The organism is Roseateles sp. GW821-FHT09B06, assembly GCF_059418245.1.
The window spans coordinates 322,801-337,634 of record NZ_JBWKPM010000001.1; the positions used below are offsets into that span (position 1 = coordinate 322,801).

Annotated in this window: 14 protein-coding genes and 6 tRNA genes; 7 read left to right on the plus strand and 13 right to left on the minus strand. The window is 66.5% G+C overall.

Annotated features, from left to right (window positions below):
- The first annotated feature begins 58 nt into the window (after window positions 1-58).
- From AC07OQ_RS01650 to AC07OQ_RS01660, 3 genes are all read left to right on the plus strand, one after another.
- Window positions 59-1,942, plus strand: coding sequence for an aspartyl protease family protein (locus tag AC07OQ_RS01650; protein WP_495051335.1), 1,884 nt, complete (start codon window positions 59-61; stop codon window positions 1,940-1,942).
- Between the two features lie 63 nt (window positions 1,943-2,005).
- Window positions 2,006-2,875, plus strand: coding sequence for a 50S ribosomal protein L3 N(5)-glutamine methyltransferase (prmB, locus tag AC07OQ_RS01655; protein ID WP_495051336.1), 870 nt, complete (start codon window positions 2,006-2,008; stop codon window positions 2,873-2,875).
- Complete coding sequence (locus tag AC07OQ_RS01660) at window positions 2,872-4,962, plus strand: ABC-F family ATP-binding cassette domain-containing protein (protein ID WP_495051337.1); 2,091 nt, start codon at window positions 2,872-2,874, stop codon at window positions 4,960-4,962. Before prmB ends, AC07OQ_RS01660 begins: the two co-directional genes overlap by 4 nt.
- A 16-nt stretch (window positions 4,963-4,978) precedes the next feature.
- On the opposite strand, the gene AC07OQ_RS01665 is transcribed toward AC07OQ_RS01660, so the two are convergent.
- Window positions 4,979-5,329, minus strand: a complete 351-nt coding sequence (locus AC07OQ_RS01665; RefSeq protein WP_495051338.1) for a DUF1304 domain-containing protein — start codon at window positions 5,327-5,329, stop codon at window positions 4,979-4,981.
- Window positions 5,330-5,399: 70 nt separating this feature from the next.
- Between AC07OQ_RS01665 and AC07OQ_RS01670 the strand changes: the two genes are divergently transcribed.
- Both AC07OQ_RS01670 and AC07OQ_RS01675 read left to right on the plus strand, forming a co-directional pair.
- Window positions 5,400-5,903, plus strand: coding sequence for a MarR family winged helix-turn-helix transcriptional regulator (locus AC07OQ_RS01670; RefSeq protein WP_495051339.1), 504 nt, complete (start codon window positions 5,400-5,402; stop codon window positions 5,901-5,903).
- A 9-nt stretch (window positions 5,904-5,912) separates the two neighbouring features.
- Window positions 5,913-6,338, plus strand: a complete 426-nt coding sequence (locus tag AC07OQ_RS01675; RefSeq protein WP_495051340.1) for an organic hydroperoxide resistance protein — start codon at window positions 5,913-5,915, stop codon at window positions 6,336-6,338.
- Here the strand turns inward: AC07OQ_RS01675 and AC07OQ_RS01680 are convergent.
- On the minus strand, window positions 6,335-7,279 hold the full coding sequence (locus AC07OQ_RS01680; RefSeq protein WP_495051341.1) for an asparaginase: 945 nt from the start codon (window positions 7,277-7,279) through the stop codon (window positions 6,335-6,337). The two genes, AC07OQ_RS01675 and AC07OQ_RS01680, sit on opposite strands and share 4 nt — an antisense overlap.
- A 77-nt stretch (window positions 7,280-7,356) precedes the next feature.
- Between AC07OQ_RS01680 and lexA the strand changes: the two genes are divergently transcribed.
- Together lexA and AC07OQ_RS01690 are read left to right on the plus strand one after the other, a co-directional pair.
- Window positions 7,357-8,049 (plus strand): transcriptional repressor LexA, encoded by a 693-nt coding sequence (gene lexA, locus AC07OQ_RS01685; RefSeq protein WP_495051381.1) that lies wholly within the window; start codon window positions 7,357-7,359, stop codon window positions 8,047-8,049.
- Window positions 8,050-8,053: 4 nt separating this feature from the next.
- Window positions 8,054-8,338: a helix-hairpin-helix domain-containing protein gene (locus AC07OQ_RS01690; RefSeq protein ID WP_495051342.1), complete on the plus strand. Its 285-nt coding sequence runs from the start codon at window positions 8,054-8,056 to the stop codon at window positions 8,336-8,338.
- A gap of 68 nt (window positions 8,339-8,406) precedes the next feature.
- Here AC07OQ_RS01690 and AC07OQ_RS01695 read toward each other — a convergent pair.
- From AC07OQ_RS01695 to AC07OQ_RS01745, 11 genes are all read right to left on the minus strand, one after another.
- Window positions 8,407-8,483, minus strand: a tRNA-Asp gene (locus tag AC07OQ_RS01695).
- A 37-nt stretch (window positions 8,484-8,520) separates the two neighbouring features.
- Window positions 8,521-8,596, minus strand: a tRNA-Glu gene (locus tag AC07OQ_RS01700).
- A 36-nt stretch (window positions 8,597-8,632) separates the two neighbouring features.
- A tRNA-Ala gene (locus AC07OQ_RS01705) sits at window positions 8,633-8,708 on the minus strand.
- A 105-nt stretch (window positions 8,709-8,813) separates the two neighbouring features.
- Window positions 8,814-8,890 (minus strand) — tRNA-Asp (locus AC07OQ_RS01710).
- A gap of 74 nt (window positions 8,891-8,964) precedes the next feature.
- Window positions 8,965-9,040 (minus strand) — tRNA-Glu (locus AC07OQ_RS01715).
- Window positions 9,041-9,082: 42 nt separating this feature from the next.
- Window positions 9,083-9,158, minus strand: a tRNA-Ala gene (locus AC07OQ_RS01720).
- Between the two features lie 111 nt (window positions 9,159-9,269).
- Window positions 9,270-10,679, minus strand: coding sequence for a glutamate--tRNA ligase (gene gltX / locus AC07OQ_RS01725; RefSeq protein WP_495051343.1), 1,410 nt, complete (start codon window positions 10,677-10,679; stop codon window positions 9,270-9,272).
- The gene (locus AC07OQ_RS01730) at window positions 10,676-11,938 is read right to left on the minus strand and encodes an O-succinylhomoserine sulfhydrylase (RefSeq protein WP_495051344.1); all 1,263 of its coding nucleotides are present in this window, start codon (window positions 11,936-11,938) and stop codon (window positions 10,676-10,678) included. Before AC07OQ_RS01730 ends, gltX begins: the two co-directional genes overlap by 4 nt.
- A 2-nt stretch (window positions 11,939-11,940) precedes the next feature.
- On the minus strand, window positions 11,941-13,455 hold the full coding sequence (purF, locus tag AC07OQ_RS01735) for an amidophosphoribosyltransferase (protein ID WP_495051345.1): 1,515 nt from the start codon (window positions 13,453-13,455) through the stop codon (window positions 11,941-11,943).
- Between the two features lie 18 nt (window positions 13,456-13,473).
- Window positions 13,474-13,992 carry a CvpA family protein gene (locus AC07OQ_RS01740; RefSeq protein WP_495051346.1) on the minus strand — a complete coding sequence of 173 codons (519 nt, stop codon included), beginning with the start codon at window positions 13,990-13,992 and terminating at the stop codon, window positions 13,474-13,476.
- 16 nt (window positions 13,993-14,008) lie between these two features.
- Complete coding sequence (locus AC07OQ_RS01745; RefSeq protein WP_495051347.1) at window positions 14,009-14,755, minus strand: SPOR domain-containing protein; 747 nt, start codon at window positions 14,753-14,755, stop codon at window positions 14,009-14,011.
- Window positions 14,756-14,834: the final 79 nt, after the last annotated feature.

Genomic DNA, 14,834 nt, shown 5'->3' on the forward strand with positions numbered 1-14,834 from the left:
AGCGGGCCGGTCAAGAGCGCAAAGCGCCACCGGCCCGATCGACAGGGAGGGCAGGCTGATGAATGAGTGCATCGCGGGGCTGCATGAGCCGGCCCGAAACCTGGGCACGGAACGCCGTGCCCCTTGGACGAGCTGCGTATCCGGCATGCTCATCGCGCTGAGCCTGTTGATGATGCCGGGCCTCGGCCGGGCGGCCTGCCAACTCAGCTCGATCGAGTTGCCGGTGATGATGGTCGGCTCGCGGGCCGTTGCCACCTTGGGCATCAACGGCACCGACATCCGCATGATCGTGGACAGCGGCGCGTTCTACAGCTCTCTGACGCACGCGGCCGCACAGCAGTTGCAACTGCAGGTCGGCCCATTGCCCTGGGGCATGACGGTGCAGGGCCTGACCGGCGAGATCGAGGCCGGCGTGACGACGGTGAAGCGTCTGCAACTGCGCGGCGGCGTGATCCCGGATGTGGAGTTCATGGTCGGCGGCAACGGCGAGAGTGGGACCATGGGTTTGCTGGGTCGCAACATCCTGGCCTTTGCGGACGTCGAGTACGACCTCGCGCATGGCGCGGTCCGGCTGATGTTCCCCAATGACGATTGCGGCAACAAGACCATGGCCTACTGGGCCGGTGACAAGCCGGTCTCCGAACTGGACCTGCTGCGCAACGAAACGTCGAGAACACCGGCGATCCAGGCGATCGCCCAGTTGAATGGCAAGAGGCTGCGCGTCCTGTTCGACACCGGCGCGCAATCCCTGGTGTCGCTGCAAGCCGCCAAACGCGCCGGCGTCACCGACATGAAGGCCGCCGGCAAGGTCTATGGCGCCGGCCGCGGCGAGGCCGACGCCTGGACGGCGAAGGTCGACCGGTTCGAATTGGGCGGCGAGGCGATCTCGAACGTCCACTTGAAAATAGCCGATTTTGAGTTCGTGAACTTCGACATGCTGCTCGGCATCGACTTCTTCCTCTCGCACCGCATCTACGTCTCGAAGAAGCAGCGCCGCATGTACTTCACCTACAACGGCGGCACCGTCTTCGCGCTCAGCGCCATCGAGATGGCAAAGGCCCAGGCCTCCAATCCGCCCGGCCCCGCCAGCGCTGCGAGTGCGCCGGAGCCCGCCGGTGAAACCGCGTCTGCCGACCCGCCCACCGATGCGGCCGGCTACGCCCGGCGCGGCGCGGCCTCGGCCGCGAGGCAGGACTTCGCCCGCGCGCTCGCCGATCTGGATCGCGCCTGCGCGATGGCGCCGCAGGTCGCGGAGCATTTCGTGCGGCGCGGCGCGGTGCACGAGAGCATGCGCCAGGAACGGGTGGCGCTGAAGGACTTCGACACCGCGCTGCAGCTCGATCCTGCGCAGACGGAAGCGCGTTTGAGGCGGGCCTGGCTGCGCGCGGGCACGGGCGATCGCGAAGGCGCGCTTGACGACCTGCAGGCGCTGGACCAGAGCTTGGCACCACAGGCCCATCAGCGGCTCCAACTGGCGCAGCTGTACCAGAAACTCGATTTGTCGGATCGTGCGCTGCCCCAATGGACGCACTGGATCTCCGCCCACCCGCATGACTTCGAACTCGGCAGCGTCCTGAACGGCCGCTGCTGGGTGAGAACCATGCTCAACATCGAGTTGGACCAGGCGCTCGACGACTGCGACAAGGCCATCGACCTGGAATCGAAGAACAGCCACTACTACGACAGCCGCGCCTGGCTGCGCCTGCGCCGCGGCGAGCTGCGCAAGGCGCTCGCCGACTACGAGCGTGCGCTGAAACTGCTGCCGGACAGCGCCTGGTCGCTCTACGGCCGCGGCATCGTGCGCCGCAAGTTGGGGGAAGAGGCGATCGGCCAGGCCGACATCGAGGCGGCACGCAAGCTGGAGCCCTCCATCGACGCCCAGGCCGGCCGCCACGGGCTCGCCGCCGACCCGGCCCAAAGCAGGGCAGCGACGAGCGGCTAGAACCGGCCAGGCCGGTCGCCGCACGCATCGGCGACAATCGGGTCCTGTCCAGACCTAGCAGCCATGAAGTTACTGAATTGCATCGAGGCCCAAGCCGCCCGCCTGACCGAGGCGGGCGTTTCTTTTGGGCATGGCACCGTCAACGCCTTCGACGAGGCCGCCTGGCTGGCGCTGTGGCGCCTGGCCCTGCCGCTGGATGCGCTGGACCTGCATGCCGAGCAAGACCTGACACCGGAACAGCTGGCGCAGATCGTCGCACTGGTCGACGAGCGCATCGCCACGCGCAAGCCCGCCGCCTACCTGACCCGCGAGGCCTGGCTGCAGGGCGTGCCCTTCTATGTCGACGAGCGCGCGATCGTGCCGCGCAGCTTCATCGCCGAGCTGATCGCCGATGCCAGCATCGATGCCTGGCTGTCAGATCAGACCACCCGCGTGCTGGACCTGTGCACCGGCAACGGCAGCCTGGCCGTGCTGGCGGCCATGGCCTGGCCCGAGGTGCAGGTCGACGCGATCGACCTCAGCCCCGAGGCGCTGCAGGTGGCGCGCATCAATGTGGACCGGCATGGTCTGGCCGAGCGCATCCGCCTCTTGCAGGGCGACGGCCTGGCGCCGGCCGCCGGCCAGCGTTACGACCTGATCCTCTGCAACCCGCCCTATGTCAACAGCGGCTCGATGGCGGCCCTGCCGGCCGAATACCGCGCCGAGCCCGAACTGGCGCTCGCGGGTGGGTCCGACGGCATGGATTTCGTGCGCGGCCTGCTGGCCGCAGCACCCGCGCACCTCACGGCGCATGGCGTGCTGGTGCTGGAGATTGGCAATGAGCGCGGCTTCTTTGAGGCCGCTTTCCCGAACCTGGAAGTGGCCTGGATGGAAACATCGGCCGGAGAAGACCAAGTGTTGTTGATTACTCAGGAAGCGCTGTCCGCATCATGATCACGCTGCGCAATATCACGCTGCGCCGCGGCACCAAGGTCGTCCTCGACGACGCCAGCGTCACGCTGCAGCCGGGCGAGAAGATCGGTCTGGTGGGCCGCAACGGCGCAGGCAAGTCCAGCCTGTTCGCGCTCTTGACCGACCGCCTGCAATCGGACAAGGGCGATGTCGAGATCCCGCGCCAATGGGCCGTCGGCGAGGTGGCGCAGAACATGCCCGAGACCGACCTGCCGGCCACCGATTTCGTGCTGGAGGGCGACACCCGCCTGATGGCCGCGCGTAAGGCCCTGGAAGAGGCCGAGGCGGCCGAGGACGGCCATGCGATGGCCGATGCGCACGGCCTCCTGATGGATGCCGGCGCCTTCGACGCCAAGCCGCGCGCGCAGGCTCTTCTGATGGGCCTGGGCTTCAAGGGCGAGCAGGTCGATGCGCCGGTCAACAGCTTCTCGGGCGGCTGGCGCATGCGCCTGCAGCTGGCGCGCGCGCTGATGTGCCCGGCCGACCTGATGCTGCTGGACGAGCCGACCAACCACCTGGACCTGGACGCGCTGGTGTGGCTGGAGGCCTGGCTGCAGCGCTATGACGGCACCTTGATCATCATCAGCCACGACCGCGAGTTCCTCGATGCGATCACCAAGGTGACCCTGCATCTGGACGAGGCCAAGCTGATGCGCTACGGCGGCAATTACACCGCCTTCGAGGCGATGCGCGCCGAGCGCATGGTCTTGCAGCAGGCCGCCTTCGAGAAGCAGCAGGACCGCATGGCGCATCTGCAGAAGTTCATCGACCGCTTCAAGGCCAAGGCCAGCAAGGCCAAGCAGGCGCAGAGCCGCGTCAAGGCGCTGGAACGGATGGAGAAGCTGGCGCCGGTGCTGACCGCCTCCGACTTCTCCTTCGAATTCCGTGAGCCGATCAGCCTGCCGAACCCGATGCTGATGTTCGACGAGGTGGCCTGCGGTTACATGGTGCCCCGGTCCACCGAGTACGGCGGCCCGCCCCCCGAGGGGGCCGGCGGCAACGCCTTGGGGCGGCCCGGCGCCGCTGCCGCTGACACCGATCTGGTCGAGAAGATCATCGTGCGCGGCATCGACCGCTCGGTGCTGGCCGGCCAGCGCATCGGCATCCTGGGCGCGAACGGCCAGGGCAAGTCCACGGTGGTGAAGACGGTGGCGCGCATGCAGCGCGCGATGAGCGGCAAGATCACCGAGGGCAAGGGCCTGTCGATCGGCTACTTCGCCCAGCAGGAGATGGACGTGCTGCGGCCCGACGAGGGCCCGCTGTCGCACATGGTGCGCCTGGCCAAGGAGGTCAGCCCGAGCGCCCGGGAACAGGAACTGCGCGACTTCCTGGGCCAGTTCCGCTTCGTCGGCGACATGGTCAACCAGGCGGTGGGCAGCCTCTCCGGCGGCGAGAAGGCGCGCCTGGTGCTGGCGATGCTGGTCTGGCAGCGCCCCAACCTGCTGCTGCTGGACGAACCGACCAACCACCTGGACCTGCAGACGCGCGAAGCGCTGTCGATGGCGCTCAACGAGTTCGAGGGCACGGTGATGCTGGTCAGCCATGACCGCGCGCTCTTGCGCGAGGTCTGCGACGAGTTCTGGCTGGTCACCAAGGGCGGCGTCGGTCCCTTCGACGGCGATCTGGACGATTACCAGAAGTGGCTGCTGGACCAGTCCAAGGAGGCGGCCAAGCTGGCCAAGGAGGCCGCCAAGGAAGCAGCCAAGAAGGCAGCATCATCTCCGTCGCCAAGTCCGGCGCCGGCCGCCGCCCCCGTGGCTGCCCCCGAGCCGGCCGCGCCGTTGGTCTTCAAGCGCGAGGACCGCAAGGCCAGCGGCCAGGCCCGCCAGCGTCTGGCCGAGCAGACGAAACCGCTGCGCAAGGAGATGGAGCAGATCGACGCCAGGCTCAACAGGCTGGCCGACGAGCGCCAGGCCATCGAAGCCGAGCTGGCCGCGGGCACCGCTGCGCCGGCCAAGATCGCCGAGCTGGGCAAGCGACTCAAGGCCATCCACGACGAGTTGGAGGCCGCCGAACTGCGCTGGCTGGAGCTCAGCGCCGAGGTCGACGCGATCCAGGCCGCGGCCTGATCGACCAATCGATCGATCAGGCCAGCAGCACGCCGGCGATCGCGATGATCGCCGGCAGCGCCTGCACGTACAGAATCTTGCGGCTGGCCGTGGCCGCGCCGTAGAGCCCGGCCACCAGCACGCAGCCCAGGAAGAACAGCTGCACCGCCATGTCGCCGCGCGCTAGTCCCCAGATCAGTCCCGCGGCCAGGAAGCCGTTGTACAGGCCCTGGTTCGCCGCCAGCACCTTGCTGGCCTCGGCGAACTCCGGCGTCAGTCCGAAGGCCTTGCGGCCCTTGGGCGTGGTCCACAAAAACATCTCCAGCACCAGGATGTAGAGATGCAGCAGGGCCACCAGACCCACCAGCACATTGGCCACCATCGTCATCGACCGTTCTCCTCGGTTTGAATAACCATTTTAATTGTGTGCAATTTAATTGCCAACTACATTATCACCCATGACACGCAGCAAGACCCCCAGCACCTCTCCAGCGCTTCCCGCGGGCGACGACTGGCTGCGCCTGGACCGGCAGCTGTGCTTCGCGCTCTACGCCAGCTCGCTGGCCATGACCAAGCTCTACAAGCCCTTGCTGGAGCCGCTGGGCCTGACCTATCCGCAATACCTGGCGATGCTGGTGCTTTGGGAGCAAGATGGCATCAGCGTTTCCACCCTCGGCCAGCGCCTCACGCTCGATTCCGGCACCCTGACGCCGCTGCTCAAGCGCATCGAGGCGGCCGGCCTGATCGCACGGCGGCGCGCCGCCGAGGACGAGCGCCGCGTTGACATCCTGCTGACAGAGACGGGCCGCAAGCTGAAGGAGCAGGCCCGGCACATCCCGTCCCAGCTGGCCTGCGCCACCGCCTGCTCGCTGGAAGAACTGAGTTCCCTCACGCGACGCCTGCACGAGCTGCGCGAGCAGCTGGCCGGTGCCGAGCTTTCACCCACCACCACCGATAGATAGGAAGACACCATGGCACTCGACAAAGTCCTCTACACCGCCACCGCCACCGCCACCGGCGGCCGCACCGGCACCGCCACCACGCCCGATGACCGCCTCAACCTGAAGCTGGACACACCCAAGGAGCTGGGCGGCGGCGGCGGCGAAGGCACGAACCCCGAGCAGCTCTTCGCTGCCGGCTATTCGGCCTGCTTCATCGGCGCGATGAAGGTCGTGGCCCAACGCCAGAAGGTCGCGCTGCCGGCCGACGTGAGCATCACGACCGATGTGGGCATCGGCCCGGTTGGCCAAGCCTTCGGCATCCAGGTTTCGATGGCGATCTCGATCCCCGGTGTGGACCGGGCCGTGGCCCAGGAACTGGTGAACGCCGCCCACCAGGTCTGCCCCTACTCGAACGCCACCCGCGGCAATATCGACGTGACGCTGAACCTGATCTAAGCCAGCAGCTCCAGCAGCAGCTGGACGCGGGCCTTCACCGGACTCAAGGCGCCGGCGCTCGGAAGGGCGCCGGCGCTTTCCATCACGGGTCCGGCATCGCAGCGCGTGCTGCGCAGCACGCGCACGCCGGCGGCCTGCGCCTCGCGCAGCGCCGCCTCCAGATCCCGCGCCAGGGTGCCGTTGCCGGTGCCGGCCACCACCAGGCCGTCCACCCCCTGGGCCAGCAGGGCTCGCACCACGGTGCCATCCGCGCCGACATGGTTCAGCACGATCTGCACGCGCGGCCATGCCTCGGCCGGCCTTGCGATGCGAGCCAGCCCCAGGCCACCAGCGGCCTCGGGCCAGGCCCCCAGCAGGCGCGGCACGCCCTCCTCCACGACACCCAGCTGCGCGCCCTCGGCCGAGGCAAAGGCATCGATCTTGTAGCTGTGCACCTTGCGCACCTGCTCCGGCCCGTGGATGGCACCGCCGAACACCGTCAGCACGCCGCGCGCAGCGGCATGGGCCGCCAGCGCGACGGCGTCCAGCAGGTTCTGCGGCCCGTCGACCTGCAGCGCGGTGGCCGGCCGCATCGCCGCGGTCAGCACCACCGGCTTGCCCGGTGCCAGCACGCGCTGCAGGAAGAAGGCGGTTTCCTCCAGGGTGTCGGTGCCATGGGTGATAACGACGCCGGCCACCTCGGGACGGGCCAGATGATGGGCAACCCGCCGCGCCAGCATTTGCCAGGTGGCGAAGTCCATGTCCTTGCTGTCCAACTGGGCCACCTGCTCGGCTTCAAGTGGCCGGCCGGCCAGCGGCGGGATGGCCTCGATCAGCTGCTTGACGCCCAGTTGCGCGGCGGTGTAGCCGACGTTGTCGGCCTGGTTCGCCGCCCGGCCGGCGATCGTGCCGCCGGTGCCGAGGATCACGACCAGATTGTTGTTCTTGCTTGCTTCAGACATTCATCAGATCCTGGATGGATAAACAGTCACTGGATATATACTCAGGCGAGATCAGCAACACCGCCCGCGAGGTGCCCATGGACGACAGCCCCAAACTCACCGCCCGCCAGCGGCAGATTTTCGATCTGGTGCGCGACGCCATCGAAAGCACCGGCGCACCGCCGACGCGTGCCGAGATCGCCGCCGAACTGGGCTTCCGCTCGGCCAATGCCGCCGAGGAACACCTGCAGGCGCTGGCCCGCAAGGGCGTGATCGAACTGGTGGGCGGCACCTCGCGCGGCATCCGCCTGAAGTCTGACACATTGCGCGCACTGAACCAGGAACGGCGTCAGCGCGAGGACGGCCTGCAACGGTTCGCGCTGCCCCTGCCGGGCATTGCGCAACTCACCCTGCCCCTGGTCGGCCGCGTCGCGGCCGGCGCGCCCATCCTGGCCCAGGAACATATCGAGCAGAGCTACACGGTGGAGGCCGGCATGTTTGCCCGCAAACCCGACTTCCTGCTGAAGGTCAAGGGCATGAGCATGAAGGACATCGGCATCATGGACGGCGACCTGCTGGCCGTGCAGAAGTCCAGCGAGGCCAAGAACGGCCAGATCGTCGTGGCCCGCATCGGTGACGAGGTGACGGTCAAGCGCTATCAGAAGCGTCGCGACGGCATCAGCCTGCTGCCGGAGAACGCCGACTTCGAGCCCATCCTGGTGTCGCCCGGCGACGACTTCGCGATCGAGGGCCACGCCGTCGGCCTGATCCGCAATTCCCTGAGCTTCTGAGCCGATGAAGGCACGCCACTACGAGGACTGCTACGCGCTGGAGCAGATCCCCAATATCGGCACCGCGATGGCCGCCGACCTGCGGCTGCTGGGCATCACCAGGCCGCAGGAGTTGCGCGGGCGCGATGCCTTCGTGCTGTACCAGCAGCTTTGCGCGATTACCGAACAGCGCCAGGATCCCTGCGTGCTCGATACCCTGATGTCGGCCGTCGATTTCATGCGCGGCGCACCGCCCAAACCCTGGTGGCATTACACGGCCGAACGCAAGCTGGTTTACGGCCCCATCTGAATCGCAGTATGGTCGTGCCAAAGAAGAAAAAGCCCTGGATATTTGCATATCCAGGGCTTTCCATAGATTGGCGGAGTGGACGGGACTCGAACCCGCGACCCCCGGCGTGACAGGCCGGTATTCTAACCAACTGAACTACCACTCCGCGTGGCGATGAATACCGTCTAGAGTATTCATCAAACTGGTACCTCGTAGGGGATTCGAACCCCTGTAGCCACCGTGAAAGGGTGGTGTCCTAGGCCTCTAGACGAACGAGGCAATAACTATCTACCTGAACTGCGCGCCACCAGAATTTGGTGGAGGTAAGCGGGATCGAACCGCTGACCTCTTGCATGCCATGCAAGCGCTCTCCCAGCTGAGCTATACCCCCGTATCGGGCACGCGCCGTTCAAGCGAATCAATCTTCTATCTTCTGAAATACGAGCGGCCAACTGAATGGCCGCTTGCATTTTGACATCAACGTGTCTGCAAACCTTGGCGGAGTGGACGGGACTCGAACCCGCGACCCCCGGCGTGACAGGCCGGTATTCTAACCAACTGAACTACCACTCCGCAGTGGGATAAGTTCGTAACTGAAAAAGATTATATATCAATAATCCATCTCAATTACCAAGCCTTATCAAACTTGGCGTCCCCTAGGGGATTCGAACCCCTGTAGTCACCGTGAAAGGGTGGTGTCCTAGGCCTCTAGACGAAGGGGACTAATCCTTCTTCATACCTGAACCGCGCGCCACCAAGAAGACTTGGTGGAGGTAAGCGGGATCGAACCGCTGACCTCTTGCATGCCATGCAAGCGCTCTCCCAGCTGAGCTATACCCCCAAAGAATTCCCTCAGGATCTGCGAACAATCTCGAGAACTTTCATTCCCTGGACTGCTGCGATTCTTTGTGTATCGCGCCGTTCAAGCGAGAAAAAGATTATAGAACGAATTTCAGATGCCGCGCAAGCGGTTGATGACAATTTCTTTGTCGAACAGTTCCAGTACCGCGTCGAGCGAGGGAGTTTGTGCGCGACCGCACACCAGCACCCGCACCGGGATGGCGAGTTGCGGCATCTTCAAGCCGTGCGCGCCGATGGCTTCCTTGATCGCGGCCTGGATGGTCGCCTTCTTCCACTCGGCGAGCGCGGCCAGCTTCTCGGCCAGCGCTGCCACGGCCGGCTTCACCGCATCGGTGATGTGCGTGGCCAGATCCTCGGCCGCGGGCGCGACCGGGGCGAAATACATGGTCAGCCAATCGGCCAAGGCCACCGTCGTCGCACAGCGATCCTTGAACAGCGCGCACAGCGGTACCAGCCTGGACGCCGGCGCGGCGATGCCGCGCTTGGCCAGTTGGCCCTCGACCAGCGCGGCCAGGCGCGTGTCGTCGGCCTGCTTGATGTACTGGCCATTCACCCATTCCAGCTTGGCCGGATCCCACTGCGCCGGGCTCTTGGACAGATGGCTGCCATCGAACCAGGACACCAGTTGCTCGCGCGTGAACAGCTCGTCGTCGCCATGGCTCCAGCCCAGGCGCGACAGGTAGTTCAGCATGGCCTCGGGCAGATAGCCGTTCTCCTCGTAGGCCGTCACGCTGACGGCGCCACGGCGCTTGCTGAGCTTCTGGCCGTCGTCGCCCAGGATCACCGGCACATGGCCGAACTGGGGCAGCGGCGCACCCAGCGCCTTGAAGATATTGATCTGCCAGGGCGTGTTGTTGACATGCTCGTCGCCGCGGAACACATGGCTGATCTGCATGTCCCAGTCGTCGACCACCACGGCGAAGTTATAGGTCGGCACGCCATCGGTGCGCTGGATGATCAGATCATCGATCTCGCGGTTGTTGATCGTGATCGGGCCCTTGACCACATCGTCCCAGCTCACGTCACCGTCGATCGGATTCTTGAAGCGCACCACCGGCTTCACGCCCTCGGGAATGGCCGGCAGCACCTTGCCCGGCTCGGGACGCCAGGTGCCGTCGTAGCGGCGCTTCTCGCCGCGCGCCTCCTGGCCGGCCTTCATGGCGTCCAGTTCCTCGGGCGTGCAGTAGCAGCGGTAGGCCGTGCCGGCGGCGATCATCTGTTCGATCACCTCGTTGTAGCGCTGCAGGCGCTCCATCTGGTAGATCGGGCCCTCGTCGTACTCGAGGCCCAGCCATTTCATCGCGGCCAGGATCTGATCGACCGAATCCTGGGTCGAGCGCGCCACATCGGTGTCCTCGATGCGCAGCACGAACCGGCCACCGTAATGGCGGGCGTAGGCCCAGGAATACAGCGCGGTTCGCGCCGTGCCCAGATGCAGAAAGCCGGTGGGCGAGGGTGCGATGCGGGTGCGCACGGGCGTGGTGTTGACTGGTTGGCTCATTGATTCAGCGTGGAAAATCCGCGCAGCAGATCGTCGGTGATGTCGTCAGGGTGCTCCAGGCCCACGGCCAGGCGGATCAGCCCTTGGCCGATGCCGGCGGCCTGGCGCTGCGCTTCGGTCAGGCGGCCATGCGAGGTGGTGGCCGGGTGCGTGATGATGGACTTGGTGTCGCCCAGGTTGGTGGCGATGGAGATCACTTGGGTGCTGTCGATCAGGTGGAAGGCCGCGGCACGCGCGGCCTCGGCCCCTTCCGCACCCTTGCGGCCGTGCAGGTCGAAGGACACCACCGCCCCACCCTGCCCGCCTTGCTGGCGCATCGCCAGTTCATGCTGAGGATGCGAGGCCAGGCCGGGATAGTGGACGCGCGCCACCTCGGGCCGTCCCTCCAGCCATTGCGCGACCTTCAGCGCATTTTCGCTGTGGGCCTTCATGCGCAGCCCCAAGGTCTCCAGCCCCTTCAGCACCACCCAGGCATTGAACGGCGCCAGGGTCATACCGGCGGTGCGGACCACCGGACCGAACATGTCCTTGATCAGCTTGTCCGGCCCGCACAGCGCGCCGGCCATCACGCGCCCCTGGCCATCCAGGTACTTGGTGCCCGAATGCATCACCAGATCGGCGCCCAGATCGGCCGGCCGCTGCAGCGCGGGCGAGCAGAAGCTGTTGTCCACCACCAGCAAGGCGCCGGCACCATGAGCCATCTCGGCCAAGGCGCGGATGTCGCAGACGTCGGTCAGCGGATTGGTGGGCGTTTCGGCGAAGAAGAGCTTGGTCGTCGGTTTGATCGCCGCCCGCCATTCGTCCAGATCGGTCTGCGAGACGAAGCTGGTTTCGACGCCGAACTTGCCGAACTCCTTGGCGAACAGATTGATCGTGGAACCGAACACCGAACGCGAGCAGATCACATGGTCGCCCGACTTCAAGAGGCCCATGATCAGCAGCAGGATCGCGCTCATGCCGGTGGCCGTGGCCACGGCGGCCTCGGTGCCCTCCATCGCGGCCAGGCGCGCCTCGAAGCTGCGCACCGTGGGATTGCTGGTGCGCGAATAGGTGAAGTCCTCCGAGGCCGCGAAGCGCTGCGCCGAGGTCTGGGCATCGGGCTGCACATAGCCGCTGGTCAGGAACAGGGCCTCGGAATTCTCGCCATGCTGGCTGGGAGCCAGCGCGGTGCGCACCGCCAGGGTCTCGGGCCGCAGGCCCGCGGGCAGCCGGGCGCGGGCCAGACGTTGGGCGAGATGGCGCTCTTCGTCGCTGCCCATGTTCACGGCCCCTCGCTACCGCTCTGCAGCGCCAGGCGGCTGCGTGCCGGGCCGTCCTCTTCCTCGCCCTGGGACTTGCGCTGCTCGCGCATCGTGTCGAAGTCCTCGGCCGAGACATCGCCGGTGATGTAGCTGCCATCGAAGCAGGAGGCCTCGAAGCCGTCCAAGCCCGGGCGCAGCGCCGCCACCACGCGCTTCATCGCATCCACGTCCTGATAGATCAACGCGTCGGCGCCGATGTACTGGCGCACCTCCTCGATGCTGCGACCATGCGCGATCAGCTCTTCCTTGGTCGGCATGTCGATGCCATAGACATTCGGGAAGCGCACCGGCGGCGCGGCCGAGGCCAAGTACACCTTGCGCGCGCCGGCCTCGCGGGCCATCTGCACGATCTCCTTGGAGGTGGTGCCGCGCACGATCGAGTCGTCCACCAGCAAGACATTGCGGCCCTTGAACTCGAGGCCGATGGCGTTGAGTTTCTGACGCACCGATTTCTTGCGCGCGCCCTGCCCCGGCATGATGAAGGTGCGGCCCACATAGCGGTTCTTCACGAAGCCCTCGCGATAGGGCTTGCCGATCTTGTGCGCCAGCTGCATGGCCGAGGGGCGGCTCGACTCGGGGATCGGGATCACCACGTCGATGTCGCTGGGCGGCATGGTCGAGATCAGGCGCTGGGCCAGGGTCTCGCCCATGTTCAGACGCGCCTGGTAGACCGAGATGCCGTCCATCACCGAGTCCGGGCGCGCCAGGTAGACGAACTCGAACACGCAGGGATGCAGGCTCGGGCTGTCATTGCACTGCTGGGCGTGCAGCTGACCGTTCATGTCGATGAACAGGGCCTCGCCGGGCGCGACGTCGCGTACCAACTGGTGGCCCGTGCCTTCCAGCGCCACGCTCTCGCTGGCCACCATGAACTCGCCCTCCGCCGACTGGCCGAAGCACAGGGGGCGGATGCCATGGGGGTCGCGGAAGGCCAGCAGGCCGTAGCCGGCGATCAGCGCGATCACCGCATACGAGCCCTTGATGCGCTTTTGCACCGCACGCACGGCCTTGAAGATGGCATCCGGCGTCACCGGCAGGTCGCGCGCGGCCAGCTCCAGCTCATGCGCAACGACGTTGATCAGCACCTCGGTATCGCTCTCGGTGTTGATGTGGCGGCGGTCGATGTCGAACAGCTCCTTCTTCAGCGCATGCGCATTGGTCAGGTTGCCGTTATGCACCAGCACCAGGCCGAAGGGCGCGTTGACGTAGAAGGGCTGGGCCTCTTCCTCGCTGTAGGCATTGCCGGCGGTCGGGTAGCGCACCTGGCCCAGGCCGATATTGCCCGGCAGCGCACGCATATTGCGGGTGCGGAACACGTCGCGCACCATGCCGCGCGCCTTGTGCATAAAGCACTTGTTGCCCTGCATCGTGACGATGCCGGCAGCGTCCTGACCGCGATGCTGCAGCAGCAGCAGGGCGTCATAGATCAACTGGTTGACCGGCGCCTTGGAAATCACACCGACGATGCCACACATGGTACTGCTTCCTTGTTTCTACAAACTGGACGGCGCGAGCAGGGACGCCTGCGCCGGGATGAACTTCAGGACCTCGGCCGGCAACATCGGCGCCAGGCCCTGCAGGGTTGTCTGCAAGATGGGGGCGAGCTGCGACTGTTTCCAGGTCTCGGATTGCGCGGCCGGCGTCATGCCCACCAGCACCACGGCCAGCAGCGCGACCAATACGCCGCGCAGCATGCCGAAACCGCCGCCCAGCAGACGGTCCACCACCGACAGCGGCGTCGCGTGAATCATGGCTCGCAACAGACGCGCAGACAGGCCCCAGACCAGCAGCACCGCGATGAACCCCAGCACCAGGCTCAGCGCCTGCAGCAGATGCGGCCCCAGGCGCTCGGCCGGCAAGCAGGGCAGGATCCAGGGCGCCACATGGGGGCAGGCGAAATAGGCCACCACCCAGCCCAGAATCGCCATCACCTCGTAGACCAGCCCTCGCCACAGGCCCAGCAACACCGAAATGGCCAGCATCGCAAGCAGCAGCAGGTCGACCCAGGCCATGTGCTTCAAGCCTCGCTCAGAGCGTCAGCACCGCGGTGGACAGACCGCCGCCGCGTACCTTGGCCGCCACTTTGTCGGCCTCGTCGCGGCTGGCAAAGGGACCGACCCGCACACGGATGCGCTTGCCATCGGCCGTCTCCACCGCTTGGGTATAGGTCTTCAGGCCCATGCGCTCGACCTTCAGGCGCGCCTCGTGCGCGGCCTTGCTGTCGGCATAGGCACCGACCTGAACGATAAAGCGACCCGCGGGCGCCGCGGCCGAGGCCGAGGTCTCGGACTTCTGGCCTTCCAGCAAGGCCTGCACACGCACGGCCTCGCGCGACTTGTCCTCGGCGGCGGGCTTGGGGGACTCCTTGGCCGGCTCCCTGGCGGGCACCTTGGCGACTTCCTTGACCGTTTCCTTGACCGTTTCCTTCCTGGTTTCGGGACGGGGCTCGGGCTTGGGTTCGGGCAGCTTCGGCAGCCCAGCCGCTGCCGTCTCAACCGCTGGCTCGTTGACCGGAGCGGCCGCCTGCGCGCGCGGCGCGGGCTCGGCGTTTGGCAGGGACGCGGGCAAGGCAGGTGCGGCCGGCGGAATGGCAAGCGGCGTCACCGCCTCCTTGCGCGGAATATCGATCGGCAGGTCCACCGGGATCGGGCGCGGCTGGGTCTCGAAGATCAGCGGGAAGCCGATCACGCCCAGTCCCACCAGCACGGCAGCACCGATCAGGCGGCGGCGGGCCCGCAGGCGCAGTTGCTGGACGTCGCTGGCCGATTCCGACACCGGCTTGGCCGCGGGCCTGGCCTCGGCGCTATTGACCGCGTTGCGCTTGAAGAAAGACGACAGCAAACCCATGGATTCA

Coding starts and splice junctions, on each gene's coding strand:
- AC07OQ_RS01690 (WP_495051342.1), top strand. CDS start 8,054: ATGAAGGCACGCCACTACGAGGACTGCTACGCGCTGGAGCAGATCCCC.
- purF (WP_495051345.1), bottom strand. CDS start 13,455: ATGTGTGGCATCGTCGGTGTGATTTCCAAGGCGCCGGTCAACCAGTTG.
- AC07OQ_RS01680 (WP_495051341.1), bottom strand. CDS start 7,279: ATGTCTGAAGCAAGCAAGAACAACAATCTGGTCGTGATCCTCGGCACC.
- AC07OQ_RS01665 (WP_495051338.1), bottom strand. CDS start 5,329: ATGACGATGGTGGCCAATGTGCTGGTGGGTCTGGTGGCCCTGCTGCAT.
- AC07OQ_RS01740 (WP_495051346.1), bottom strand. CDS start 13,992: ATGGCCTGGGTCGACCTGCTGCTGCTTGCGATGCTGGCCATTTCGGTG.
- lexA (WP_495051381.1), top strand. CDS start 7,357: ATGGACGACAGCCCCAAACTCACCGCCCGCCAGCGGCAGATTTTCGAT.
- AC07OQ_RS01730 (WP_495051344.1), bottom strand. CDS start 11,938: ATGGGCAGCGACGAAGAGCGCCATCTCGCCCAACGTCTGGCCCGCGCC.
- AC07OQ_RS01660 (WP_495051337.1), top strand. CDS start 2,872: ATGATCACGCTGCGCAATATCACGCTGCGCCGCGGCACCAAGGTCGTC.
- prmB (WP_495051336.1), top strand. CDS start 2,006: ATGAAGTTACTGAATTGCATCGAGGCCCAAGCCGCCCGCCTGACCGAG.
- AC07OQ_RS01670 (WP_495051339.1), top strand. CDS start 5,400: ATGACACGCAGCAAGACCCCCAGCACCTCTCCAGCGCTTCCCGCGGGC.
- gltX (WP_495051343.1), bottom strand. CDS start 10,679: ATGAGCCAACCAGTCAACACCACGCCCGTGCGCACCCGCATCGCACCC.
- AC07OQ_RS01675 (WP_495051340.1), top strand. CDS start 5,913: ATGGCACTCGACAAAGTCCTCTACACCGCCACCGCCACCGCCACCGGC.
- AC07OQ_RS01650 (WP_495051335.1), top strand. CDS start 59: ATGAATGAGTGCATCGCGGGGCTGCATGAGCCGGCCCGAAACCTGGGC.